This window comes from Vibrio sp. La 4.2.2 (assembly GCF_027586995.1).
GTDB lineage: Bacteria > Pseudomonadota > Gammaproteobacteria > Enterobacterales > Vibrionaceae > Vibrio > Vibrio mediterranei.
In genome coordinates this window covers 294,511-318,273 of record NZ_JAPPTJ010000003.1, presented here as the reverse complement: position 1 = coordinate 318,273, position 23,763 = coordinate 294,511, and the positions used below count along the sequence as shown (strand labels likewise).

At 43.9% G+C, this 23,763-nt stretch carries 23 protein-coding genes; 13 read left to right on the top strand and 10 right to left on the bottom strand.

What is annotated here, in order from left to right:
* Positions 1-233: 233 nt before the first annotated feature.
* A complete protein-coding gene (locus tag OH456_RS07805; protein WP_062461069.1) occupies positions 234-968 on the top strand; it encodes a glycerophosphoryl diester phosphodiesterase in 735 nt (244 codons plus the stop codon).
* 63 nt (positions 969-1,031) lie between these two features.
* Positions 1,032-1,796 carry a DeoR/GlpR family DNA-binding transcription regulator gene (locus OH456_RS07800; protein WP_252038936.1) on the top strand — a complete coding sequence of 255 codons (765 nt, stop codon included), beginning with the start codon at positions 1,032-1,034 and terminating at the stop codon, positions 1,794-1,796.
* Here the strand turns inward: OH456_RS07800 and OH456_RS07795 are convergent.
* On the bottom strand, positions 1,793-2,935 hold the full coding sequence (locus OH456_RS07795) for an HD-GYP domain-containing protein (RefSeq protein WP_252038937.1): 1,143 nt from the start codon (positions 2,933-2,935) through the stop codon (positions 1,793-1,795). The two genes, OH456_RS07800 and OH456_RS07795, sit on opposite strands and share 4 nt — an antisense overlap.
* Before the next feature lie 231 nt (positions 2,936-3,166).
* Between OH456_RS07795 and OH456_RS07790 the strand changes: the two genes are divergently transcribed.
* The 4 genes from OH456_RS07790 (at position 3,167) to nqrM (ending at position 6,009) form a co-directional block, all read left to right on the top strand.
* The gene (locus OH456_RS07790) at positions 3,167-4,258 is read left to right on the top strand and encodes a PfkB family carbohydrate kinase (RefSeq protein WP_088877095.1); all 1,092 of its coding nucleotides are present in this window, start codon (positions 3,167-3,169) and stop codon (positions 4,256-4,258) included.
* The gene (locus OH456_RS07785) at positions 4,252-5,169 is read left to right on the top strand and encodes a pseudouridine-5'-phosphate glycosidase (protein ID WP_006072250.1); all 918 of its coding nucleotides are present in this window, start codon (positions 4,252-4,254) and stop codon (positions 5,167-5,169) included. Before OH456_RS07790 ends, OH456_RS07785 begins: the two co-directional genes overlap by 7 nt.
* Positions 5,170-5,355: 186 nt before the next feature.
* Positions 5,356-5,796, top strand: coding sequence for a NifB/NifX family molybdenum-iron cluster-binding protein (locus tag OH456_RS07780; protein WP_006072252.1), 441 nt, complete (start codon positions 5,356-5,358; stop codon positions 5,794-5,796).
* A 12-nt stretch (positions 5,797-5,808) separates the two neighbouring features.
* Positions 5,809-6,009 carry a (Na+)-NQR maturation NqrM gene (gene nqrM, locus OH456_RS07775; protein ID WP_252038938.1) on the top strand — a complete coding sequence of 67 codons (201 nt, stop codon included), beginning with the start codon at positions 5,809-5,811 and terminating at the stop codon, positions 6,007-6,009.
* 14 nt (positions 6,010-6,023) lie between these two features.
* On the opposite strand, the gene OH456_RS07770 is transcribed toward nqrM, so the two are convergent.
* Entirely contained in the window at positions 6,024-6,296 is a 273-nt protein-coding gene (locus tag OH456_RS07770) for a DUF134 domain-containing protein (RefSeq protein WP_006072255.1), read from the bottom strand.
* 3 nt (positions 6,297-6,299) lie between these two features.
* A complete protein-coding gene (locus tag OH456_RS07765) occupies positions 6,300-7,319 on the bottom strand; it encodes an AbrB family transcriptional regulator (protein WP_239941163.1) in 1,020 nt (339 codons plus the stop codon).
* Between the two features lie 150 nt (positions 7,320-7,469).
* On the opposite strand from OH456_RS07765, the gene OH456_RS07760 reads away from it, so the two are divergent.
* The 4 genes from OH456_RS07760 to OH456_RS07745 all read left to right on the top strand — a co-directional run bounded on the left by OH456_RS07760 (position 7,470) and on the right by OH456_RS07745 (position 13,696).
* Positions 7,470-8,507 carry an HD-GYP domain-containing protein gene (locus OH456_RS07760; RefSeq protein ID WP_031494127.1) on the top strand — a complete coding sequence of 346 codons (1,038 nt, stop codon included), beginning with the start codon at positions 7,470-7,472 and terminating at the stop codon, positions 8,505-8,507.
* Between the two features lie 37 nt (positions 8,508-8,544).
* On the top strand, positions 8,545-12,153 hold the full coding sequence (locus OH456_RS07755; RefSeq protein ID WP_270033217.1) for an ATP-binding protein: 3,609 nt from the start codon (positions 8,545-8,547) through the stop codon (positions 12,151-12,153).
* 87 nt (positions 12,154-12,240) lie between these two features.
* Positions 12,241-12,906, top strand: a complete 666-nt coding sequence (locus OH456_RS07750; protein ID WP_270033216.1) for an HAD family hydrolase — start codon at positions 12,241-12,243, stop codon at positions 12,904-12,906.
* Between the two features lie 31 nt (positions 12,907-12,937).
* Complete coding sequence (locus OH456_RS07745; protein WP_038222536.1) at positions 12,938-13,696, top strand: DeoR/GlpR family transcriptional regulator; 759 nt, start codon at positions 12,938-12,940, stop codon at positions 13,694-13,696.
* Positions 13,697-13,724: 28 nt separating this feature from the next.
* On the opposite strand, the gene OH456_RS07740 is transcribed toward OH456_RS07745, so the two are convergent.
* Positions 13,725-14,975, bottom strand: a complete 1,251-nt coding sequence (locus tag OH456_RS07740) for a D-amino acid dehydrogenase (protein WP_107306738.1) — start codon at positions 14,973-14,975, stop codon at positions 13,725-13,727.
* A 104-nt stretch (positions 14,976-15,079) separates the two neighbouring features.
* Here OH456_RS07740 and OH456_RS07735 point away from each other — a divergent pair, with 104 nt between their 5' ends.
* Positions 15,080-15,964 carry a LysR substrate-binding domain-containing protein gene (locus OH456_RS07735; RefSeq protein WP_124940995.1) on the top strand — a complete coding sequence of 295 codons (885 nt, stop codon included), beginning with the start codon at positions 15,080-15,082 and terminating at the stop codon, positions 15,962-15,964.
* A gap of 51 nt (positions 15,965-16,015) precedes the next feature.
* On the opposite strand, the gene OH456_RS07730 is transcribed toward OH456_RS07735, so the two are convergent.
* From OH456_RS07730 to OH456_RS07715, 4 genes are all read right to left on the bottom strand, one after another.
* On the bottom strand, positions 16,016-17,320 hold the full coding sequence (locus OH456_RS07730; protein ID WP_270033215.1) for an alpha/beta fold hydrolase: 1,305 nt from the start codon (positions 17,318-17,320) through the stop codon (positions 16,016-16,018).
* 164 nt (positions 17,321-17,484) lie between these two features.
* On the bottom strand, positions 17,485-17,949 hold the full coding sequence (locus OH456_RS07725) for a hypothetical protein (protein ID WP_124940997.1): 465 nt from the start codon (positions 17,947-17,949) through the stop codon (positions 17,485-17,487).
* A gap of 143 nt (positions 17,950-18,092) precedes the next feature.
* Positions 18,093-18,515 (bottom strand): tRNA (N6-threonylcarbamoyladenosine(37)-N6)-methyltransferase TrmO, encoded by a 423-nt coding sequence (gene tsaA / locus OH456_RS07720; protein WP_006072273.1) that lies wholly within the window; start codon positions 18,513-18,515, stop codon positions 18,093-18,095.
* Between the two features lie 11 nt (positions 18,516-18,526).
* Positions 18,527-19,414, bottom strand: coding sequence for a DMT family transporter (locus tag OH456_RS07715; RefSeq protein ID WP_124940998.1), 888 nt, complete (start codon positions 19,412-19,414; stop codon positions 18,527-18,529).
* 111 nt (positions 19,415-19,525) lie between these two features.
* Here OH456_RS07715 and OH456_RS07710 point away from each other — a divergent pair, with 111 nt between their 5' ends.
* Entirely contained in the window at positions 19,526-20,137 is a 612-nt protein-coding gene (locus OH456_RS07710; protein ID WP_124940999.1) for a TetR/AcrR family transcriptional regulator, read from the top strand.
* Between the two features lie 42 nt (positions 20,138-20,179).
* Here OH456_RS07710 and OH456_RS07705 read toward each other — a convergent pair whose 3' ends face one another.
* Positions 20,180-20,719, bottom strand: a complete 540-nt coding sequence (locus OH456_RS07705; RefSeq protein ID WP_006072277.1) for a helix-turn-helix domain-containing protein — start codon at positions 20,717-20,719, stop codon at positions 20,180-20,182.
* A 98-nt stretch (positions 20,720-20,817) separates the two neighbouring features.
* Between OH456_RS07705 and OH456_RS07700 the strand changes: the two genes are divergently transcribed.
* Positions 20,818-21,972 (top strand): benzoate/H(+) symporter BenE family transporter, encoded by a 1,155-nt coding sequence (locus OH456_RS07700; RefSeq protein ID WP_124941001.1) that lies wholly within the window; start codon positions 20,818-20,820, stop codon positions 21,970-21,972.
* Positions 21,973-22,031: 59 nt separating this feature from the next.
* Here the strand turns inward: OH456_RS07700 and glpK are convergent, their stop codons facing one another.
* A complete protein-coding gene (gene glpK / locus OH456_RS07695) occupies positions 22,032-23,525 on the bottom strand; it encodes a glycerol kinase GlpK (RefSeq protein ID WP_198557687.1) in 1,494 nt (497 codons plus the stop codon).
* Between the last annotated feature and the right edge of the window lie 238 nt (positions 23,526-23,763).

Genomic DNA, 23,763 nt, shown 5'->3' with positions numbered 1-23,763 from the left:
CCTTATGATTTTAAGTATCTGTTCAACAAGACAAGAGCAAATGTTCGCTTGTGTTGTTTTATCTGCTCCATTTGTTCAAGTGAAAGTTAAACGACGAAAATGACGCTTAGGTGACAGTTAAATGAACTTATTTGAAAGGTTTTGTTTTCACCAAAGATGGTTTTAACTGCAATACGCTTGTCATAAAGGGCTGGGATGCTGCATGTGAAAATAAATGAACATATGAGGTAAACATGAAAACAACAGCGCATCGCGGTGTATCGAGTCTGGCACCAGAAAACACATTAGTAGCATTTCAACTTGCTGCTCAACAGGGTGTCGAGTGGATTGAAATTGATGTTCAATTGAGTGCTGACAAAGTGCCTGTGGTTATTCATGACCAAACGGTAAACCGCTGTACTGACGGCAGTGGCAAGGTAGCTGATCTGTCACTGAAAAAGCTGCAAGAGTTGGACGCTGGGTTATGGTTCGGAGAACAATATAGAAATGAACGTATTCCTTCCTTGTCAGAGACATTGTGTTTTGTACAGCAACATAACATTAGCTTAAATATCGAGTTAAAGGTCTACTCAGGTGATGATATTGAATTGCTATGTCAACAGATAGCTGCAGTCGTAGCGGAGGTTGGCGTTTCCTATGAGCAATTGTTGTTTTCTAGCTTTAATACCCAAGCACTTATGGAAATGAAAGCTAAAATACCTAGTATTCGCCGTGGACAGTTGTGGCAATCAATCCCAGAGAATGCTTTAAGTGTATTAAATGAACTAGAGGCGTTTAGTGTGCATTGTGATTATCGTTTTTTGACGGAAAAGCTCGCCAAACATGTAAAAACTGCCGGATACCAATTGTATTGTTACACCCCTAATTTCCCTGAATTGGTGGAAGCGCACTGGAAATGGGGGGTTGATATGATGATCACTGACGAACCTCATTCTTATTTGATGCAAGCTGAAACGGTTTTCTCGTAGTGGTAGCTAACACTCAGTTGTTAAAATCGAATAACACATATTGAAAAAGTAGAACCAAAAACAATGCATAATTTAAGCCTGCGGCAGCAAAACGTTATCGAACTTATTCAGCATCAGGAATATTGCACAATTGAAGAGCTTTCGGCTCACTTTAATGTCACGACACAAACCATTCGGCGTGATATCAACGAACTTTGTGCGTTAGGTCTGGCAAGACGTCATCACGGTGGCGTCAGTTTACCCACAACATTAACGAACCGAAGCTTTGCCTCTCGCAGCGCAACGAATTTGAGTGAAAAACAGATTATTGCAAAACAAGTGGCTGAGTTAATACCGGACGGCTGTACTTTGTTTCTTGGCATTGGCACCACCATAGCCGCCATCGCGGAAAAGTTAGGTAATCAGAAAGAGCTAAGAGTTGTGACCAATAACTTCCAGGCTGCTCATATATTGTCTCAGTACGACCATATAGAGACTTGGATACCAGGCGGTCGACTGAGAACCAACGATGGTGATGTTGTGGGTGACAGTATCGGTCATTTCTTTGGCCAATTTTCCGCGGATATCGGGATAGTGAGTTGTGCGTCGGTGAGTCTCGCATCCAGTGTCTCATTGAGCGCCGACATTTCACCACTAGAGTTAAAACAAGAAGAGTACGCCATGGAACATCAGCTTCGTGAAGCGTCTGTCAGCCAAGCGATTATTGCCGGCTCGCAGCAAAAATGGCTAGTGGCTAACAGTACTAAATGGCAACGGAAGGCCGGAGCCCGCGTTGCGCCACTTAGCTATTTTGACCGTATATTCGGTTCGGCTTCAGGAGTAAGTTAAGCCACTTGACCTGATGTCAAAGGCTCTGGCGGAAATCGCTCATAGATAGCTCTAAACTTATCGATGTTATCCATTAACATTTGCACAATGATAGGGTCAAACAAGCTTCCTGCTTCTTGGCGAATATAGTTTTGAGTATCGTCCATTGTCCAAGCGTGCTTATAACTACGCTTGCTTAATAAGGCGTCAAACACGTCTGCGATAGTGATGATGCGAGCTTCGAGTGGAATGTCATTCCCCATAATTTTGCAAGGATAACCATTGCCATCGAATCGTTCGTGGTGGCAGTAAATAATATTCTTAAGAAATGCGACCTCCGCGCTGGAGGCGGTCATGACATCAATGTTGTTCAATACTTCATCAATAATATCGACACCATAATCGACGTGTTTATCCATGATGGCTTTTTCTTCAGGGGTGTAACGATGAGGGCTAAACAAAATATGGTCAGGAATACGGTATTTGCCGATATCATGAAAAGGGGAATAGAGCTCAATCCATTGAATAAAACGGTGATCGACAGGTAACTTTACTGCTAATAATTCGGCCAGCAGCTTGCTGTAAAGGCTCATACGCTGCAGATGGTCCGCAGTTTCGGGGTCGCGTTTATGACTAATGCGAAGTGCCAATTGCAACGCCTGCAAAAACATTTGATGTTTGTACCTATCATGACAAAGTAAGCTTGTGATCACCTCTTTTACAAACAATAAGTCCGCATGCAGCTCGCCGTCGCTAAAATAGTCGGCTTTAGTAGCATTAAAGAAGAGCACCGCCCCATGGCGCTCATCTATTTTTAATCCCATCGTGAAGCTACTTCGGTGTCCTAGTTTCCTTAGCCGCTCATTTCTCGTGTTTGGGCTAAGCTCGTTGAGGTCTGCAACTACGCGAATTTCTTGATTATCTATGATTTTTGTCAGTGGTTGGCAATGCTCTGCATGGATAGAAATGACATCGAAGTAATCGCTGTTGTCTTGATGGTCAATGACATGGAAGTTTTCGAGATGGTCGTGACTGGTAACGGACACACACAATCTCGACAGAAAAGGGTGTTTTTTTCTGAGGCTTTTGAAGAGCTCATCAATGCCGTTTCGACAACTTAACGCTCGGTTGGTGCTGGCAATACAATCAATATAATCCATACGTTTCTTATCATTAGTTTTTATATGGTTATTGTAATATTAGCCACTACTAGGAGACTTCTTCAAGTGACGGATTTCACGATTGAAAGTGTAAAGGAGTGAATATGCGCCTAGTGGCAATGATCTGTGATCACGTTATCAAGTTGAATCTTTGAGCGTGGAAAACGTTTGCTTCGAGTAATTTGACAAATTATTATCCAAACAAAAGTTTGAACAACCGGACAAGTGTTTATGACTGAGCGTGAGCAGCAGATTTTAGAGTTAATCAAACAAGACCCAATGATAGCCCAGCATACTCTTGCGGATATGTTGGATTTAAGTCGAAGTGCCGTTGCAGGCCACATAATGAACCTGACTAAAAAAGGCTTCATTGAGGGCAAAGGTTATGTCATTGCTCCAGAACGATTCAGCGCTGTCATAGGCGGTGCCAATATGGATCTTTGTGGCCGTTCAAGTTCTGATTTGGTGATGGGGGATTCTAACCCTGGTGTACTAACTTCAGGAGCTGGAGGTGTTGCACGTAACATTGCTGATAACTTGTCTCGACTAGGCAGTAAGGTGCAGTTTATTGGTGCAATCGGTGATGATCTTTGGGGCGAGCAGCTGTTAGATTCTTGCCGAAACGCAGGCGTTGGTGTTGACCATTGTTTAACCGTTCCAGGTAAAGCGACCAGCACTTATTTGTCGATTCACGACCAGAGCGGTGAGCTTCAGCTTGCACTAAACGATATGGCGTTAATTGATGAGCTTAATGTTGAGCAACTTTCTAAACGCGCTGCAGTATTTAATCGCTCATCGGCCATTGTGCTCGACGCAAACTTAAGTGAGTCGGCACTGGATTATTTATTCCACGCACATGCGGATAAAGCAATTTTCGTTGATCCTGTGTCATCAGTTAAAGCAGGAAAAATAAAGCCTTATTTGGAATATGTGCACACCTTAAAACCAAACCTTTCTGAAGCCGAACTTTTGGCGGATTGTAAGATTGAGCATCCGGATCAGTTGCCAGACGTTGCTAACAAATTGCACGCATTGGGTGTTAAGCGTCTGCTAATTAGCCTTGGTAAAGAGGGCGCCTATTCGAGTGTTGAGGGTCAAGGTGAGTTTATTCCGGCTTCGAAAACACTAGTAAACAATGTCACCGGAGCGGGTGATGCGCTGATGGCGGGTCTTGCTCATGGTTATCTACAAAACTGGGATTGGCAGCAGAGCGTGGAGTTTGCACTTGGTGCAGCCCGATTAGCACTCCAATCCAGTTCAACAATTAATTCAATTATGTCTGAAAAGGCAGTCTCTCGTTTAATAGAGGAATCAACATGTTAGAGAAGTATCTAGATATTCAACCTGAAGTTGCGCAAGCATTGGCTGAAAACAAACCTGTCGTGGCACTGGAATCAACGATCATTTCTCACGGTATGCCTTATCCACGCAATGTAGAGACCGCGCTTTTAGTTGAAGAAACAATCCGTGAATCAGGCGCTATTCCAGCGACTATTGCTATCATAAAAGGCCGCCTAAAAGTTGGTTTAGATAAAGAACAGATCGAATATTTAGGTAAAGCCGGTACTAGCGTGACCAAAGTCAGCCGCCGTGACATTCCTTTTATGGTGGCAGGCGAAAAAGACGGTGCGACAACAGTAGCAGCGACAATGATTTTGGCAGAAATGGCAGGGATTCGTGTATTTGCTACAGGTGGCATCGGTGGTGTTCATCGTGGTGCTCAAGAAACATTTGATATCTCTGCTGACCTTCAAGAGCTTGCAAATACAGATGTTGCTGTAGTGTGTGCAGGCGCGAAGTCAATTCTAGACTTAGCACTTACTCGTGAATACTTGGAAACGCAAGGTGTACCTGTTATTGGTTATCAAACCGATAGTCTACCAGCGTTCTATACCCGTGAAAGTGAGCATGGCATCGACTACCGCCTAGACTCAGCACAAGAGATCGCAATTGCGCTGAAAGCGAAGTGGGAGATGCAACTTGCTGGTGGTGCAGTGATTGCCAACCCAATTCCTGTAGAATACGCGATGCCAGTGGAAACTATCAACTCTGCGATCGAGCAAGCGTTGGCAGAAGCAGATGAGCAAGGTATCGCTGGTAAAGAATCGACACCATTCTTGTTAGCTCGAGTTTGTGAACTAACAGGTGGGAACAGCCTTGATTCAAACATTCAGTTGGTCTTAAACAATGCTCGTCTTGGTGCCGCTATTGCTAAGTCGTATTGTGAAGCTTAATAGTTTCTAGCTTCGTCTCTATATTCAAGCCCCGCCCTAGTTAGGCTCATTTGCTAGGGTGGGGCTTTTTGATCTTGGGAAAACGCTGTTTCTCATTTTACAGATGTTAATATTGCAAATTTAGTTATTGGCATATGCTAATTATAGGAGTAATTTAAGTACCATTGTTCAAATGGAGGAACTCTTATGATCGTTGCTATCCCATTCAATAATGATTCTATATCGTCTCATTTCGCCAAAGCACCTCAAATTTTGTTGGTTGATACTTCGAAAAATAGTCAGCATAGGTTGACCTTACCTGACGCTTCTCAAGGTGGCTGCGGGAACAAAAAACACTGGCTCGACATCATCAAACAATATGACGTAGAGACCGTCGTGGTTCGAAATATAGGCAAAAAAATGCTTGGAGCTTTGTTCAATTCAGGCGTCAATGTCAGGTCTGCACCTGTCAGAACACATATTGACGATATCGACTTTGATACCCTAAATAAGGTGGAATCACTTGATTATGGCCGGGTGAATAAGCCAAAACACAATACTTGCTGTTCTGGCCACGAACCGAAACGAAATAAACTCGCGCCTAGTACGGTCCATCATATTAGAATGAATCTCAAATCGATTAAGTGACGGGGTAACATTATGGAAGTACTGTTCGCTATTATTGCGTTTTTGGCGGCAATTGCGTTAATGGCTATTGGTGTGATGTTTAAGCGAAAAGCCATTCAAGGTAGTTGTGGTGGACTTGCGAGTGCTGGCATCGATGGCGAATGTGACTGCAAAGATAAGTGTCCGACAACTCATAAAACCTTGTATCAAATACAAGAGCCTAGAAAGCACTAATCTTTAACGGGTTCTTATTCAATAACGAGTGCTTGACCGTTAATTAGGCAAGTCGCGACTTTCAAACGGGCAGACTTTACTATGTTGGCAAAAGTCTGCCTCGATACTTGCATCTCTTTCGCTGCATCAATCTGGTTCATACCATTGAGATCTGCCAGTCTTAATGCCTCTAATTCATCGGGTAACAATGCCATCTTATCGAGCTCAGAAAGTGGTACACCATTAGGTTTGAAACATTCAAAGGGAGCACGGCCGCAGATACGACGCTGTTTTTTAGGCCTAGCCATTGTTTACATCCTACTTAGTCTTTGCAGTGGTGATTTTAATACCACAGGCATCATATACAACATCATTAATCGCATCACATGATTTATCGCAACAAATGCGGGTTCCAAACCCAATAATAGAGCTACTGCGGTCATCGCTTCAACGCTGCCAGGGACCCAAGCAAGCAATAACACTTCCCAATCTGTGCTGGTCAAGTAACTAAATATCAGGGCGTAGACTACGGTTACGGTGACGCCCAGCGCAGTTACAATAAATCCAGCTCTAGAATATTCAACGGCGTCTTTTAATGATGTCGGAGCCAAACGGGTGCCAATTAGCACGCCTAGAATTGCTGTTGCAAACATAATAAATAGCTCAGGTACTACCAAATGAAGTGACGAAAATTGAGCGTTAAACATTGCAGCAACAATCAGACTGGTTAACAGGTAAGGGGCTGGGATACCGATCTTTCCAACGATCTTACCAAACACAAAACTCAGCACAGTAAGCAGAATAAGATAAGGGATTTGTGCTAATGAAACCGTTTGGCTGAGTTGAGACGTTCCTTCCCCGGTTGTTGCAACAATTCCCGCCAAGACAACTAGCAGAAGTAAGCGGATTGAATGCGAAAAGATGATTTTGGGAGATGGTTTTTCTTGTTCTTCACTGATTACCAGAATTGCTGCCATTGCTCCGGGAATAGCGCCAAGTAAGGACTCAAAAGGCGTCCATTTTTCTTGCTTATAGAGCCAGAAAAAATTCACGGTGGTTTGTGACAACATGCATAGAATCAAGCCCATAAATAAAGGCAGTGAAAAAGAGTCAATAAGTTCACTTGTATGCACAGTGATACCAATACTCAGGCCAAGAATAATCTGAATCGTAGTGAGGATCGCACTGGGTAATCTTACGTCTGTTTTGGTTAAGCGCAGATACATTACAACAAAGAGAGCCGCGGAAAATAGCTCACCGAGCGGTATCGGTAACACACCGCCAAGAAGTGACCCGATAAGTCCTACCAAGATGGTTCTTAATACTTCCATGTACAACATACCAGATAAATGAATTCACACGATTGTACGCGATTTCAGGAATTCAAGACATCTATTTACAGAATTTGATGCTACTCAGATTTGCAATATATCCAAACTAAACAATACTTTATTGATAATAATAATAGTGGTTGGACTGAGATGAGTAAGGTAGAGCAAAGTACAGAGCCGTTTACGGTGTTGGTCGTCGATGACACACCAGAAAACCTAGATGTACTGAACGGGATTCTAACAGATTCCTATAAAGTAAAGGTTGCGATTAGCGGCAGAATCGCCCTGAAAATTGCGCAAAAAGTCCCCAGGCCAGACATTGTTTTGCTTGATGTAATGATGCCAGAGATGGATGGCTATCAAGTGTGCGAGCAGCTCAAAGCAAATCCTTTAACCAGTGATATTCCTGTGATATTTGTGACGGCAAAAGGAGAAGTTTCTGATGAAACAAAAGGGTTTGAGCTTGGTGCTGTGGATTACATTATCAAACCCGTTAGTCCTCCTATCGTGAGAGCACGTGTTGCAACACATTTATCACTTCATCATCAAAAACGACAGCTTGAGAAGCTAGTTCAGAAACGCACCCAAGTCATCAAAGATACTCAAAGAGAAATTATTAGCTGTTTGGGAAGAGCGGCGGAATTTAAAGATAACGAAACCGGAATGCACGTTGTACGAATGAGTCATTACAGCCGAATGTTAGCGACGCACATTGGCGCTGATCCTAAATGGGTCGAGTTATTGTTTGAAGCGGCGCCTATGCACGATATTGGCAAAATTGGTATTGCTGATGATGTGTTGTTGAAGCCTGAAAAACTAGACGAACATGAATGGAAAGAGATGCAGCGGCATGTGGAATATGGTGTCGCAATTCTGGGTCCATACCGGTCACCATTGTTGGATTTAGCGAAAGAGATAGCTCAATGTCATCATGAAAAATGGGATGGTAGCGGTTATCCGTCAGGACTTTCTGGAGAGGATATTCCTCTTAGCGCCAGAATCGTTGCTATAGCTGACGTGTTTGATGCGTTAACTAGCGAGCGCCCTTACAAACAAGCATGGAAGACTGAGGATGCCTTCGAATACCTGCGCAAAGAATCAGGTTCTCATTTTCAGCCAGACTTAGTTGCGGCTTTTGTTGGTATGGAGCCTGAGATAGAACAAATCAAACGTGCATTTGCTGATTAATTTCGCTAGTCACTATTACAGGATGTAACCAACAAACATGAATTCTGAAAGCGTTAAACATTCCATCGTAACTTCTAACAAAATTGCAGCTGGCTTTCTCGTGGTGTTGGTACTGCTCCTCAGTGTCGGCTTAGCAGCGTGGTTCAGCCTAGACAAGTTGTTTCGTTCTGTCGATCGGTATGAAGGTGCGGGGCAGCTGCTTCTTACATTAGATAGAGCAAGACTGCATGAGCTTTCCTTTACCCGAGACTTATCGGAGAGAGAGTCGGAAGTCGCGCTTTCTCATATGACAGAAGCACTGAAACTGTCCGAAACGTTTCATTTAGAAAGGCATGAAGATAGTTCAGGGACCAAAGAACTAGTCAGTCAAATTACTCAATATCGAGCAGATTTTCAAAGATACGTGGCGTTGTCTTGGGAGTCAGTCGAAAAAAGAGAACAGATGGTTGAGGCGGCTCAACGAGCGAGTTCTATCGCCGATGCTCTTCATAGCTTACAGATAAAATATATTGAGAAAGATAAACGCTTGGTGGATAGCTTGCGCCAATCAATGAGTGATATTTCCCGTAACTCAACGGCCTCTTTCCAGCTCTCCGTTGCTGTTGAGTCAGCACGCAACCATGCGAAGGACTTTCTGGTATCAGGAAATTTAAAGGAATATCACCTTAGCAAAGGAGAATTGAAGAAAATATCGCGCTATTTGGATTTTTTGGAAGATCGAATCAAAGACACTCGTAGTCGGGAGTTATTGGTTGAGTTGGAGCAACTAGAGCGCGCTTATTATGAGAATTTGACTGTGTTTCGAAGTGATAAGGTTAAGAAAGGAATTCGACTAGATGACCCCGCTTTGGCAGATTTAAGTCGTGTTGCGTTCGACCTAGCACAATCTGCGTTGGACCTACGGAATAACGAGACCTTGGTGTTTGAGCGAGCTCAGTCAAAAGTAGCGGCCATTCAAAATTTGATGGCTCGACGACTGGACCTATCGAAGAGTGTGACTGAATTAATACAAGAATTAGACAGTGCTAGGCAAACCGATAGAGATTTTTCGCTGGCCTTGTCTTCCGAAGCAAAAACCATTCATGCTCAAAATGTGGTGATGGTTTTAGAAAGGGGACTGCAAACCACCTCCATACTGCGTGGTTCATTAATAGAGTTAGATGAAAAAGTGCTGTTTGAGGAACTTGAACCAGCAATTAAAAATTACCTTGAGCGATTTGGAGAATTGCGAATAGTGTCGAGTCATATAGGTACTATCGCACAGCAGATGGTGGATTCCGCTATTGATATCGACGGTGCCATTCTGGATATAAGAAATCGCCGATTTAATGAGATGTCTGAAGCTAGGGGCCTTGCCAATATGACAACCTATGGCGGCATTTTGTTTGCTTTGGCCATTCTTCTTCTTGCTTATCTGATTCGAAAATCACAGCGTGAGCTTCATATCGTCACCGAAGAGTTGGAAGAAAGTAATATCCAAACTCAAAATGCAAGCCAGGCAAAATCCGACTTCTTGGCCAATATGAGTCATGAGATTCGCACACCGATGAATGCCATTATTGGTATGAGTCACCTTGCTTTAGAGACCAAACTTGATAACAAACAGCGTCATTACATCAGCAAGGTTAATAGCTCCGCTCAAGCCTTGTTAGGTATCATTAATGATATTCTTGATTTCTCGAAGATCGAAGCAGGAAAAGTGGAAATTGAATCAATTAATTTCTCTTTAGACAGTGTGTTGGAGGAGGTGATTAGCCTGATTGATGACAGTGCTAAACAGAAAAAGCTATCACTTATTATTGATGTCGCTTCGGATGTGCCTGACCAACTCATCGGCGACCCATTGCGAATTAAACAAGTGTTAACGAACTTGACTTCCAATGCTGTGAAATTTACTGAGACAGGTGAAGTACGCGTTAAGGTATCAACTGCGATGATGAGGGAGCGAGAGTGCAAAATTAATTTCGCGGTTAAAGATACGGGCATTGGAATGACTCGCGAGCAGATAGACTCACTGTTCCAGTCATTTTCTCAAGCAGACTCATCCACGACTCGCAAATATGGTGGGACGGGGTTGGGTCTTTCCATTACCAAAAATCTAGTTGAGCTGATGGGAGGTAAAGTCAGTGTTGAGAGTCGGTTAGGCGAAGGTGCTCGCTTTAGCTTTTCACTGGTGCTAGGTGTTTCAGAGAGTAACGCAACGGTGTTTTATCCAGCTCAGTTGCAGAGTCAGAAATTAGCACTGATAGATAGCTCGAAAGAATCAGAACAAGTGGTGCTAAGTCAGCTGGAAAGAATCCAATGCAAGGTGGACAGCTATCGCGACTTAGATCAACTTGAGTCAGCGCTTAATCAGGGGAAAACTATTCCCAATGTTGTTCTTTATGGATGGCGAAATGAAGTGTCCGATAACATAGAAACGATCTTGTCCATGCGAGAACGTGCGCCCCAAGTCTTAACCGCAAAGCTGATCATTCTGTGCTCTGATTCTCGACAAGATATCATTGAAGCGTTAGAAGAGACTGATATTCAAGTCGCCAGTGTTTTGGAAAAGCCGTTTACTGCTTCTACATTGCACGATGCTTTGATTGCTGCCGCATTGAATGAGTCGCCACGTGTAGGCCATTATCGAAGCCATAGCGAAGAACTAAAGCGAGCACTAGCATCATTACAAGGCGCTAAAGTTCTATTGGTAGAAGATAATACGATCAATCAGGAGGTAGCAAGAGAGTTACTGCAATCGAAAGGACTTTCCGTTGATGTGGTGGAAAACGGACAAGAGGCCGTGACCTCCTTGCAATCGGAAATCTATGATGGAGTACTGATGGACTGTCAAATGCCCATCATGGACGGTTATGAAGCCACGAGGAATATTCGAAAAGAACTTGGTCTAGTTGAGCTTCCTGTAATAGCTATGACAGCTAGTGTGATGATCGATGATAAAGAAAAGGCGTTGGCCTGTGGAATGAATGATGTGATTGGTAAGCCGATTATTCTTGAAGAAATGTTCCAAGTGATGGCCAAATGGATTCAGCCAAGCAAACAGTCTTCAGTTGATCATCTCGACATTGAAAGACTGGCTGGATCTGAAATAGGCCTGCGCTTAGCTGGTGGTAATGAGGCACTGCATCAAAAACTCATTCAACGATTTATCGAACAATACTCCGGAATGAGAATAGGTACTTCAGAAGAACAGACCAGCGAAGCTACAATGTTTGAGGTTCATACTTTAAAAGGCGCTGCTGGCAACTTGGGGTTGGCTGATATTGCTGAAATTTGTGACCAAATAGAAAAACAGCTAAAGCAAGGAGGTTCGGTTGAACAAGAAGTTACAATGCTCAACACTCAACTTGAACGTACAGTTGAGAGCTTAATCCAAAACACTTTATCAATAAGTGTCCCTGAACCCCAAGAGTTCGAGATTCCATTTAGCGAACCGCAACTGCAGCGAATTAATGAGTTGATTGCTCTGTCAGAGGACTTTGATATGCAAGTATCAGAGTTATTGAGCGATGTTGATTATTTGTCTCAAGCCGGACTCGCGGAGGACGTAATTAATGATTTAAAAGTGGCGCTAGGACATTATGACTTTGAGAAGATGAGCGCTATCCTTCAAGCATACAAAGCGTCATTAGGTGGAAAATAAAAGGATAGGCTATTAAAGGGCTGCTCGACCTTTCTTAGTCGGGAATCTGCTATACTCGGCGTTTTTTGAAGGTAAGTAAGGTAGTTCATGAACTTTAAAGCAGCAGTTTTCGATATGGATGGATTGCTTCTCGATACAGAAAATGTCTGTAAAGGCATTTTTGAAAAGGCATGCCAAACGCTCGGTGTACCTTTCTTAGAGCAGAGCTATTTATCTATTATTGGATGCAATTCAAAGACCATTCATAGCAAACTCGGTGAGGCGTATCAGGATATTATTGATTACAAGGTAATTAATGATGAGTGGCGAAAAAGCTATGATTCGGTCGTGTTCCATCAAGCTATTCCGAAAAAGCATGGTGTAATTGAACTACTGGATTTCTTGAAATCAAAAAATATTCCTCTCGCTGTGGCGACATCGACTCACCGAAATGTCGCTGAAGCTAAACTGAAATTGGCAGGCTTAGATAAGTACTTCGACTGTCTAGCAACGGGTTGTGAGGTGACTAGAGGCAAGCCTGACCCAGAGATTTATCATTTGGCGGCGCAAAGACTTGGGGTTGAATCAGAGAAATGTTTAGCATTTGAAGATTCGAACAACGGCGTCAAAGCTGCTGTTGCGGCCTCTATGCATACTTACCAAATTCCCGATCTCGTCTCGCCTTGTGAAGATGTGAAAGCTCTGAATGCGAAAACTAGAACTTCGTTATTTGAGGTATACCGTGAACTTTCAGATAGTTATACTATTAAGTAGATTTTAAAAGAACTCGAACTGGAGTGATGTTTTGAAGCAAACCCAACGCCACAGACAAATACTTGCCATGCTTTCAGAAAAGGGCTTTTTGAACACTGAAGAGTTCGTGGATGTGTTTGGCGTAAGCCCACAAACCATTCGCCGAGATTTAAATGATTTGGCGAAGCAAGGGCTTGTCACTCGTCATCACGGGGGCGCATCGCTTCACTCTAGTACTGAAAACGAAGCCTACTCTTCACGTAAAGTGCGGTATCAAGACGAAAAAAACCGCATTGCCAACGAACTGGTAAAGCGTATACCAAACTCATCCTCTTTGTTTATTGACATCGGCACGACAACAGAAGCGGTAGCGACGGCACTGCTTGAGCATAAAGATCTTAAGATTGTTACCAACAATATTAACGTTGCCAACATATTACGAGTCAAAGATGACTTCACAGTGATCGTTGCTGGTGGACAGATTCGTAATAAAGACGGCGGTATTATCGGAGAGGCGGCGAAAGAGTTCATCGAGCAGTTCCGACTCGATTACGGCATCATCGGTATCTCTGGTATACACGAAGATGGCAGTCTTCTCGATTTTGATTTTTCTGAAGTTCGTATTGCGCAAGCGATAATTGCTTGTTCAGGGCAAACTATACTTGCGGCAGATAGCACCAAAATTAACCGAGGTGCTATGGTCAACCTTGGTCATATTTCTCAAGTAGATGCATTTTACACTGACGCGATGCCCCCTCAAGAATTAGTAGATATTCTTGAACATAATGAGGTTGATTTGCAGGTGTGTTAAACACACCTGCCGTACATTTTCAGTACTTCTACTGGTACCTCTCAACGCTCAGTTCTGCTAGTTCTAGACGACCATCTGAAGCCATTAACTCGGTTAGAATATCCGCCGAACCACATGCCATCGTCCAGCCTAAGGTGCCGTGCCCTGTATTGGTGTAAAGGTTTTTGATCGGCGTCTTGCCAATAATCGGCGTGCCATCTGGTGTCATTGGTCTAAACCCGCTCCAGTATTCCGCTTGAGTAAGGTCTGCGCCCTTAGGAAAGAGGTTGCTGACGACATGATTGAGTGTGGCAAGTCTCTTGTCAGGAAGTGTTGCATCAAACCCTGCGAGCTCCGCTGTTCCAGCGACGCGGATGCGCTCATCAAATCGAGTCACCGCGACTTTGTAGGTTTCGTCCATAATGGTAGAGGTAGGTGCTTGCTCATCATCGATCACCGGAAGTGTTAATGAATAGCCTTTTACCGGATAAATCGGTAGGTCAATACCAAGAGGCGCTAACAAAGATTTGGAGTAGCTTCCTAGTGCGACGACGAATCTATCACCTGTTATTGTGCCTTGTGGCGTGTTAACCCCCCTGATGCACTGCTTATCAACCTCTAGTTCATTGATATTGGTATCAAATAGGAACTTGACACCTGCTTGCTCCGCCAAGGTTTGTAGTTGCTGGCAAAACAAATAGCAGTCACCGGTCTCATCATCCGGTAGATAAAGGCCGCCGACTAGTTTACCGTTCATATTTTCTAGTCCAGGCTCTTGTTGTAAGCACTGCTGTCTATCGAGTAGTTGAAACTGAGTACCACTTTCTCTGAGTAGCGCCATATCTTTTTCTACAGAATTCAATTGCTCGTGTTTACGAAAAATCTGCAGTGTACCTTGCCTCCGTCCTTGATATTGCAGTTGGTATTGTCTATTAAGCTGGGCTAAACAGTCTCTACTGCGATTAGCAATGGTCAACATGCGAGCTTTATTGGTTTTGTAATGACTAAGTTGGCAATTCAACATCATCTGGCTCGCCCAGTGAATCAGTTCAGGGCTTAAGCTAGGCTTTATTTTTAACGGTGCGTGCTGCTCAAAAAGCCATTTGAGTGCTTTTGTGGGAATTCCTGGTGCTGCCCATGGAGAGGAGTAGCCGTAGGAAATTTGTCCCGCATTGGCGAAGCTTGTCTCTTCTGCAGCTCTGGATTGACGGTCGACGACAGTCACCTCAAAGCCAGCTTGAGACAGATACCATGCACTGGTTAATCCAATGACTCCACTTCCTAATACGACGACTTTCACATTCAACTCTCACATTTTTTATTTTCAGCAACAATGAACGGTTTACATATGATTAACAATCGATATAAATTGACAATAGATTTTAGTAAAACTAAAGGCTGGGTATGAAATCTGCTGTACTTCATGGTATCAATCTAATTTGTATCGTCGCGCGCCACACCAGTATTACCAGTGCGGCAAAGGAGCTGAATTTGACGGTCGGTGCGGTGAGTCAGCAACTACATCAGATTGAACAACGCTTAGGTTTTACTGTATTTGAACGCCATGCTCGGGGAATTCGGCTTACCGAACGTGGCAACAAACTGGTAGAAGCGGCGGGTCACCATCTATTGTCCATTGAAGAAGCGGTGTTTCAACTAACACGGGTGTCTGAGCGCAAACAGATACGATTAAAACTCACCCCGTCGTTTGCCTTTAAGTGGTTAGTACCTCGCTTGGAGGACTTCTATCGCCGTTATCCTGATGTTCAGATACACACGTTCGCTGAAGGCGCGCTCGTTGATAGTGACAGCCGCGATTTTGATGTTGCGATAGATTATGGACCGATTCCATATAAACGCTCCGATGCAGAATTACTGTTAGAAGAATCACTGATTCCGGTAATGAGTCATGACTACTGGCAGCGTTACCCAGATTTGGCAACTAGCAATAGAGCGTGGGAACAAGTGACACTATTGCATGATCTTATGCCGTGGGAAGGTGCACCTAAAGATTATGAATGGCTGTACTGGGCATCTCAACAGAGTCTGGATTTTGACACCAACCAAGGGCATTTCTTCAATCGTACAGATATGGCGATGTCGGCTGCCGAGGCCGGAGTTGGTATTGCTCTGGCTCGGACAGCCTTGCTAGGAGAAGAAGTCGCGCAAGGGAGGCTAGTTGCACCATTTGATAAGATGGCGGCGAATGCCGGATATTTCGTCATCACCCATACTGACAATCCTTATACGCGACTGTTTAAGAGTTGGCTGCAAGAACAAGTACAGTAAAGTGAGATAAAAGGCTCACCTCACCGTGCGCAGCTGAGGTGAGCAAGAGCATTAAGCCTGTTGGCAATGATAAGTATGATTACCCATGGTAATCAGGTTGTTAAGAATGCGCTCACCATCCGCCCGCAGTCCATTGTGTTCGTATTCATTGGTAATCCAAGCTTTAGCATTTGGCATCAGTGCAAGGGTCTCGCGGCTGATATCCATTTCTACGAACATATCGTCGGCATAAACAGCGCAACTTACTGGAACTGAGTTATTGGCGAGTGTTTCGGCATCATACAGTTTGCCCCAGTCTGATTTCTCTGCCAGCAGATCTGCGGCTTCTTTCAGTGGTTTTAAGCACTCGTATTGTTCAAACATCCAAGGGAAGACCATTTCTCCAGTAAAGTAGAATTCGCTTTCTTCGCCAGAGTAATTGAACTCACTATGCTCTTGACGTACTCGATGTGCAGACCAATTCGAGCTAAAGCCTTGGCAATAAATGGATTCGTGCAGCAAGGCGTAGATAGGGTTAGTTTGAAAACCCTGTTGCATCAACATTTCATTAAGGAACTCATAACGCATAATAGTCTCACCGTTGACCTCAACCAGAGCGTTTTCTAAGTTGTAATAAGTCGGTAAGAAGGTATCACTCATACCAAAATTAATGCCAATCTGTTGAAATTGCTCAACGGTGAAACGCTGGCCATTAGGCAAGTAGACGTCATTATTCATTAGGTGATTGGCAATGTTCTTACAGAGCGTTTGTGCATGAGGGAACTGACGAAAGAATGCCTGATTTTTCTCTCTGGTACGCTTAAATGTCGCTTGATAGACGTCGTCTGGATGACGCGAAATTGATGGTACACCACCTGTGATAAATGAACGCGATAAGCTTTCTGGAAATAAAGAGAGGTAGGTTAATGAACAAAAACCACCAAAGCTTTGACCGAGAATTGCCCATTGCTTAACACCAAACTGTTTACGAATAGACTCTGCATCGCGAACAATATTGTCCGCTCTAAAATGGCTGAGGTAATCTGCTTGCTGCTGTGGTGTTTGACTTGCCAAGGTTTGATGGCTGATTACAGTGCTGTTTCCGGTGCCTCTTTGGTCCAATAGAAGTACTTTGTAATCCTGTAAAGCGCGTTTTAACCAACCATTATTGCCATTCGGACGGGGTGAAGGGAACCCGGGACCTCCCTGAAAGTAGACTAGCCACGGCTTGTCTGCCGTGTCATCGACAAGAGTTACTTCTCGCGCAAAGACATTGATATTACCTTTATCTGGGTGTTGATAATCTAATGGAACAATAAAGTTGTGAGGGGTAAAACGTAAACCTGAGTCGATGAAAGAGGCGGTGTTGACTGTCATATTCGAACTTCCGTGATGAATAGGGAAACTGCTATTTCTGCAATGTCAGAAAATGAGGTAATCGCTATGCGAAGAAACAGCAGTGAAGTAGCACCGACGTTAACGTTTTTGTAATGAAAACGCTAGTGAGAATCGAACAAATACAAAGTAAGGACGTACAGGTATTAGTTTTCGGTACTTAAACGCGGTGATCGTTTATTTTTCAAACTCAGGCCATCGCGAATATTTAATCCCATAAGCGTTAAGTTGATAAAACCTGCGACAAACTCTATGCCTTGAATCCAATAAAAGGGGTGGTCAAATTGGCCTTTAGAGGCAAGGGTGTGAAGATAGATCGCACAAGGTAGCAGCACCAACATGCCATTAGCTGCAATAAATGGCATCCGCTTTTTCTTTGCTCCAAGCACTCCCTTATTTGCTTTTGGCGCGAGCTTTGAACCAGTGATACCAGCGATTGCCATACAAGGGATCAAAACCCATACGGCAAAGAAAATGGCAGTTTTCACGGTAATCACAGCTTGCTCACTTCCAAACAGCTCGACTAAAACGCTGCTGGTGAAGAATGACAAAATCAAAGCAAAAGCAATGATCGCTGCAGTTCGGTGTAGAGCAGGAATGATAGGTCGCATAGTGGTCAGCCTCGAGTGGTCATCGTATGAATTACGCAAAGCTTACATGGCAATTGTTGCTATTGCAATAATTGCTGTGTAAATAAATAATAGTCTCGGATGTTAGAGATATGAGCGACGATAGATAACTTTCTGAAATTTAGTTATGTAATAGTGATATGACTAAAACTTGGCAGCTCTTTGTAAATAGCAGGTTTGATATCAAGAAGTGGTGTACTGTTCAGACAGTCTAGTCCGCGGACGAAAATTTGATTCGTTTTAATTCCTTCGATCTCAACTATCGCAGCACCGATAGGGTTTGGTCTATGTGGTGTACGTAGCGCAAATGTCCCTTTGGGGTGATTGGTGTCATCTCCATAGACATCGCATGATCTCTGGGCTTCGTTCAACCAATAAAGCACCAGTATCGAATCACCTTTGTATAGACCTTTTATCCCCTCATTGTAGGCCGGATTGATATGAATAGTACACATTGGACCATCTGTTGGCTGAATGTTGTTGGGACAGTCGCTTATATGTTGATAAGGCGTAGTAATATGCCCGATAGAATCTAAGGTTGGCTTCATTGTTAATATTCCTATTGATGATTGCTAAGCGCGAACTTTGTGTAAAGGAAAATGGTTGCAAGGATAATCGCTCCGCCAGCAATGCTGGCGTTAGCCGGTATTTCGTGAAAGAAAGTTAATGCCCAGATGGGGGCCAATACTGTTTCTAACATTAGTGTCATAGATACTTCTGGTGCCGTGATATATCGGGTAGATACCATGGAGAGTACTCGGCCTGCTGGTGCAGTAATTAGTCCCATTAGTGCCATAATTAACCAAGTTTCCATGCTATATGCGGAAGGAACAGTAAACGGCAGCATTACCAGCGCGAGTAGCATTCCTCCTATGCCTACCGCAGCGAGACGACTGACGTTTTGGTATTTGCGAAGCAACGTAAACATGAATGACAAGCAAATCACTGAAAACATGGCGAGCAGGTCGCCAAACCAAGTTCCTGTGCTCATAGAACCAGAGACGACGGTTGCGATTCCTATCATTACACCAAAGATCGCGACCATGGTAGCTTTGCTAATGTGTTCTTTAAGCCATAATCGACTGAATATCGCGGCTATTGCTGGAGTGGTACTAAGAATAATAAAGGTATTGGCAATAGATGTATTTTTAACACTAAAGATGAGGCCTGAAGCACTGCCTACCATAAGTAAACCTGCAACTAATAGTGGCCATCCGCTGGATTGGACCGCTTTTTTTATTCCCCGATTGTCATTCAGTTTCAATACAAGTGGCATAGACACTGCACTAAATAGCCCAAACAGAAATGCGGTGTCGAAACTACTGACTTGGGCGTAACGAATAAATATCGGGTCAAGACTCATAAGCATTGCTCCTGCGACAGCAAGGGCGAAACCTTTGGCGCGTTTGGATACCGGCAAGGATGAATTTCTGGTGATATTGGACATGAAAACCTCTAATTTAAAAATCATACTGATTAGTATGATTTTTAAATTATCTTGTGTCAATAGTGATCATACTCTAGAGTATGATTGGTATTTCACAGCTGAGAGTAGGGCATGAGTAAGATTGAACAAAATCGCGAGAAGAAACGTCGCGCTATTATGGAAGGTGCGCAAAGCATTTTTCTGTCAGAGGGTTACAGCATGGCAAGTATGGATGCGGTAGCCAGTAAGGCGGGAGTGACTAAACAAACCTTGTATCGTTACTTCCCTTCAAAGATGGACTTGTTTGATGCGACGTTGCGATTCATTGGTGAAAGTAACAACGCTCAGTTTTCTTACTATCTCAAAGAGCCTGATACAACCCATGCATTGTTAGAATTTGGCTACGCATTTGTTCGATTTCATTTTTCAAATGATCATCTTGCAACGCTGCGACTCCTTATTGCAGAGCAAGCACAAGCGCCAGAGATCGTTGACCGTTTCTTTGCACTTGGTTCAGACGAATCTGATGAACAGTTGAAACAGTTCTTCGAGACGCGCTTTGGCGTGCAGAATGCTGGAACGTTAGTGGACTTGTGGACGGGTATGCTACTTGCGCCAAGAATGAGCATTTTACTTGGCCGACAAGATATGGACGAAAGTGAAATTCGAGTGCATGTAGCGTCGGCAACGACCTTATTGTTAGACGCAATTATCGAGAATAGGGAATGTTCGAAGGGTAACTGATAGCCTAGATTTAACTATCAGTTCCTATCACAATGCGTCGGGCTAGTTTGGATAGCAGACAATATTCTGAAACACCGCCCTCTCGGTTACGGCTTTATAACCGTGTGGCTGATCGCTATAAAAGCGTAAACTTTCACCCTGTGCGACAGCATGCCACCTATCTTCAAAAAAAACCTCGAGGTTGCCTTCCAACACAATGATATGCTCAATGACGCCTACGCTGTGAGGTGAAGACAGTTGGCAATGGTGCTGCGCTAGCGTAATTTCAAACATTTCCATGTTGGTGTCGCTGGTATAGGGAAATAGGGTATTGACCAGCATGTTTTCATCTTCTGGGAACGTCATTTCGCTGTCACGTAGCACAGGGTCGTTTGCGAAGAACCCAGAAAAGGACGCCTCCAAACCACTAGAAATTTTCCATAGTGTCGAAATTGTGGGGCTTGATTCCCCCCTTTCTATCTGTCCCAGCATAGCTTTGGAGACGCCAGTTAGCTTGGCAGTTGCGTCTAAGCTCAATCCTTTGTGTTTTCTGATTTGCTTTAAGTGCGCCGCGATTTGCGATTTAAAAACGGTGTCGTTCATAGGGTTCTCTTATTGTGCGTTATAACGCACAGTGGTACTCTTAGGTTTGTGCGTTATCACGCACAAGAATAGCACTATTGATGAAATAAGGAACTAACATGAAAGGAATCTTTAGTTTGAGTCATGTCTCTGCGGGCTTTACTGCGGTATTAGTTGGCTATACCAGTTCTGTGGTCATCATCATTCAAGCTGCGACGCAATCTGGCGCAAGCCCAGTTCAAATCGAAAGCTGGCTGTTGGTTCTAGGCGTAATGATGGGGCTAACCTCAATAGGTCTGTCATGGTTTTACAAAATGCCTATTCTCACCGCGTGGTCGACACCAGGGGCGGCGATGTTAGTTGTGTCAGCAGGGGAGTACCAGTTAAGTGAGGCGATAGGTGCCTTTGTGGTTTCTGGTTTAATGATTACCGTGACAGGGCTGATTGGTCCCCTTAGTGAAGCCTTAAAGCGAATTCCTTCATCACTTGGCACTGCAATGTTGGCGGCCATTCTGTTACCTTTCTGTCTTAAAGGCTTTGAACCACTTCAGACGTCACCAATCTTGTTTATCATCATGTTCCTGACGTATCTGCTGGCAAAGCACTTTGTTCCCAGGTATGCCATGCTGCTCCTTCTTTCGGTAGCATTAATCTGTGCATGGTTTGTTACGCCGCATGACGCTGTCGAGTTTCAAATAGCGATGGCTAAGCCTGTTTGGATGCCGGTAACTTTTGATGTATCCGCGTTACTCAATCTTGCGCTACCGCTTTATCTTATCACTATGATTTCTCAAAACTTGCCTGGTGTTGCGATGATGAAGAGTTATCACTATCAAACACCAGTGAAGTCGTCGTTAATTACCACTGGTGTTGCAAATATGATTTTCGCTCCTTTCGGTGGTTTTAGTGCTAACTTGGCAGCGATTTCAGCGGCTATCTGCATGAACGACTCAGTGGATGCCGACAAGAATCAGCGGTATAAAGCGGTAATATGGGCCGGTGTGTTTTATCTCGCTGCCGGTTTGTTCGCGACGTCTGTGGTTGCTCTTTTTATCGCACTGCCAGCTGATATTACCAGTATGTTAGCCAGTTTTGCCTTGTTGGGAACGTTATTGATGTGTTTACACTCGGCATTTATGACTGAAGAGTACCGAGAGGCGGCATTATTAACTTTCTTGATGACCCTTTCGGGCGTTAGTTTCTTAGGCATTAGCTCAACCTTGCTTGGCTTAGCAGTAGGGTTGATTTATAGCCGCTTTACGCGTCACGCCTAATAAAAACCCGCACTCGTTTATTCGAGTACGGGTTTAATAAGTTCATGAAGAACTATACCTTAGTGTGATTTAGTTCGCTTGATCGCGTCTAACCAACCGGCGTACAACGCTTCTCTTTCATTTCGCTCTATTTGCGGACTAAAGGTACGCTCGATTTCTTTCTTGTCAGCAAGCTCGTCTTGGTTTTGCCAAAAACCAACTGCGAGACCAGCTAGCATTGCCGCACCTAAAGCGGTTGATTCTCTGACAACCGGACGAACGACTTTGCTACCCATAATATCGGACTGGAACTGCATCAGGAAATCGTTAGCAACGGCGCCGCCGTCAACGCGAATTTGGCTTAGCTTGATACCTGAGTCCTCTTCCATGGCAAGTAAGACATCCCGACTTTGATAAGCGATGGACTCAAGAGCTGCGCGGATAATGTGGTTGCGGTTCGTGCCGCGTGTTAATCCCGTCAAAGTGCCACGTGCGTGTGGGTCCCAATAAGGCGCACCTAGACCAACAAATGCAGGTACAAGATACACGCCGTTGGAGTCATCGACTTTCTCTGCAAAGTACTGAGTATCTTGAGCATCTTGGATGAGTCCTAGCTCATCACGCAGCCATTGAATCGTTGCGCCACCCATGAACACACTACCTTCGAGCGCATAAGTGATCTCATTGCCAACTTTATATCCAATGGTAGTGAGCAAACCGTGTTTCGAAGCGATGGGCTTGTCGCCAGTGTTCATAAGTAAGAAACAGCCAGTGCCATAGGTGTTTTTGACCATGCCTTTCTTAAAGCACTGCTGACCAAATAGGGCGGCTTGTTGGTCTCCTGCGATACCACTGATAGGAATGTCTTCAGTCCCTCCGCCAATATGGGCGTAACCATAGACTTCGCTGCTCGATTTAACTTCAGGTAACATGGATTTTGGAATGTTGAAGATATCGAGTAGTTTCTCATCCCATTTTAGGGTATGGATATTGAACAGCATACTGCGTGATGCGTTACTTACGTCTGTAACGTGAGACTTACCGTGGGTCAGTTTCCAGATTAACCAAGTATCCACAGTACCGAATAGTAATTCGCCTTTCTCCGCGCGTTCTCGTGCACCTTCAACATTGTCGAGAATCCATGCAATCTTAGAACCAGAAAAATAAGCATCTACCACTAAACCTGTCGTGTCACGAATGTAGTCTTCATGGCCGTCGGCTTTTAACTTTTCACAAAAATCGGCCGTACGGCGGCACTGCCAGACAATAGCATTGTAGACAGGATGCCCCGTCTCTTTTTCCCATACAATGGTGGTCTCACGCTGGTTGGTGATACCAATCGCAGCGACTTCTTCGTTAGCAATGTCAGACTGAGCTAATACTTCAGTAAGGGAAGAGCGCTGTGTGGCCCAGATTTCCATCGGGTCATGTTCTACCCAACCGGGCTTAGGATAAATTTGAGTGAATTCGCGCTGAGCAGCACTGATCGTATTCGCGTCATGATCAAAAATAATAGCTCGGGAGCTAGTCGTTCCTTGATCTAGTGCGACGACGACTTTCTTCTTACTTTCCATATCTTTCTCGTTATTTCTTTATGCTTTTTCGCTGTCATCGCGAAATGTTCGTTTCCGCACACTGTAGTGTTCGAAATGTCAAATATACATGAAATTAATGTTAATGAACATTCCGGCGTATTGCAAAGGTTGAGTTCTCATTCCTTGATTTATCTTGGTTTAATGAAACTTTCGTGAAAGGTGTAAAAAATACTCGATCTTTTCGTTTATGATGATTATATTGTATCTAAACGAACAT

Coding starts and splice junctions, on each gene's coding strand:
- OH456_RS07715 (WP_124940998.1), bottom strand. CDS start 19,414: ATGTCCAATATCACCAGAAATTCATCCTTGCCGGTATCCAAACGCGCC.
- OH456_RS07705 (WP_006072277.1), bottom strand. CDS start 20,719: ATGAACGACACCGTTTTTAAATCGCAAATCGCGGCGCACTTAAAGCAA.
- OH456_RS07805 (WP_062461069.1), top strand. CDS start 234: ATGAAAACAACAGCGCATCGCGGTGTATCGAGTCTGGCACCAGAAAAC.
- OH456_RS07710 (WP_124940999.1), top strand. CDS start 19,526: ATGAGTAAGATTGAACAAAATCGCGAGAAGAAACGTCGCGCTATTATG.
- OH456_RS07790 (WP_088877095.1), top strand. CDS start 3,167: ATGACTGAGCGTGAGCAGCAGATTTTAGAGTTAATCAAACAAGACCCA.
- OH456_RS07770 (WP_006072255.1), bottom strand. CDS start 6,296: ATGGCTAGGCCTAAAAAACAGCGTCGTATCTGCGGCCGTGCTCCCTTT.
- OH456_RS07750 (WP_270033216.1), top strand. CDS start 12,241: ATGAACTTTAAAGCAGCAGTTTTCGATATGGATGGATTGCTTCTCGAT.
- OH456_RS07785 (WP_006072250.1), top strand. CDS start 4,252: ATGTTAGAGAAGTATCTAGATATTCAACCTGAAGTTGCGCAAGCATTG.
- OH456_RS07765 (WP_239941163.1), bottom strand. CDS start 7,319: ATGGAAGTATTAAGAACCATCTTGGTAGGACTTATCGGGTCACTTCTT.
- OH456_RS07725 (WP_124940997.1), bottom strand. CDS start 17,949: ATGCGACCTATCATTCCTGCTCTACACCGAACTGCAGCGATCATTGCT.
- glpK (WP_198557687.1), bottom strand. CDS start 23,525: ATGGAAAGTAAGAAGAAAGTCGTCGTCGCACTAGATCAAGGAACGACT.
- nqrM (WP_252038938.1), top strand. CDS start 5,809: ATGGAAGTACTGTTCGCTATTATTGCGTTTTTGGCGGCAATTGCGTTA.
- OH456_RS07700 (WP_124941001.1), top strand. CDS start 20,818: ATGAAAGGAATCTTTAGTTTGAGTCATGTCTCTGCGGGCTTTACTGCG.
- OH456_RS07730 (WP_270033215.1), bottom strand. CDS start 17,320: ATGACAGTCAACACCGCCTCTTTCATCGACTCAGGTTTACGTTTTACC.
- OH456_RS07760 (WP_031494127.1), top strand. CDS start 7,470: ATGAGTAAGGTAGAGCAAAGTACAGAGCCGTTTACGGTGTTGGTCGTC.
- OH456_RS07735 (WP_124940995.1), top strand. CDS start 15,080: ATGAAATCTGCTGTACTTCATGGTATCAATCTAATTTGTATCGTCGCG.
- OH456_RS07795 (WP_252038937.1), bottom strand. CDS start 2,935: ATGGATTATATTGATTGTATTGCCAGCACCAACCGAGCGTTAAGTTGT.
- OH456_RS07780 (WP_006072252.1), top strand. CDS start 5,356: ATGATCGTTGCTATCCCATTCAATAATGATTCTATATCGTCTCATTTC.
- OH456_RS07800 (WP_252038936.1), top strand. CDS start 1,032: ATGCATAATTTAAGCCTGCGGCAGCAAAACGTTATCGAACTTATTCAG.
- OH456_RS07755 (WP_270033217.1), top strand. CDS start 8,545: ATGAATTCTGAAAGCGTTAAACATTCCATCGTAACTTCTAACAAAATT.
- tsaA (WP_006072273.1), bottom strand. CDS start 18,515: ATGAAGCCAACCTTAGATTCTATCGGGCATATTACTACGCCTTATCAA.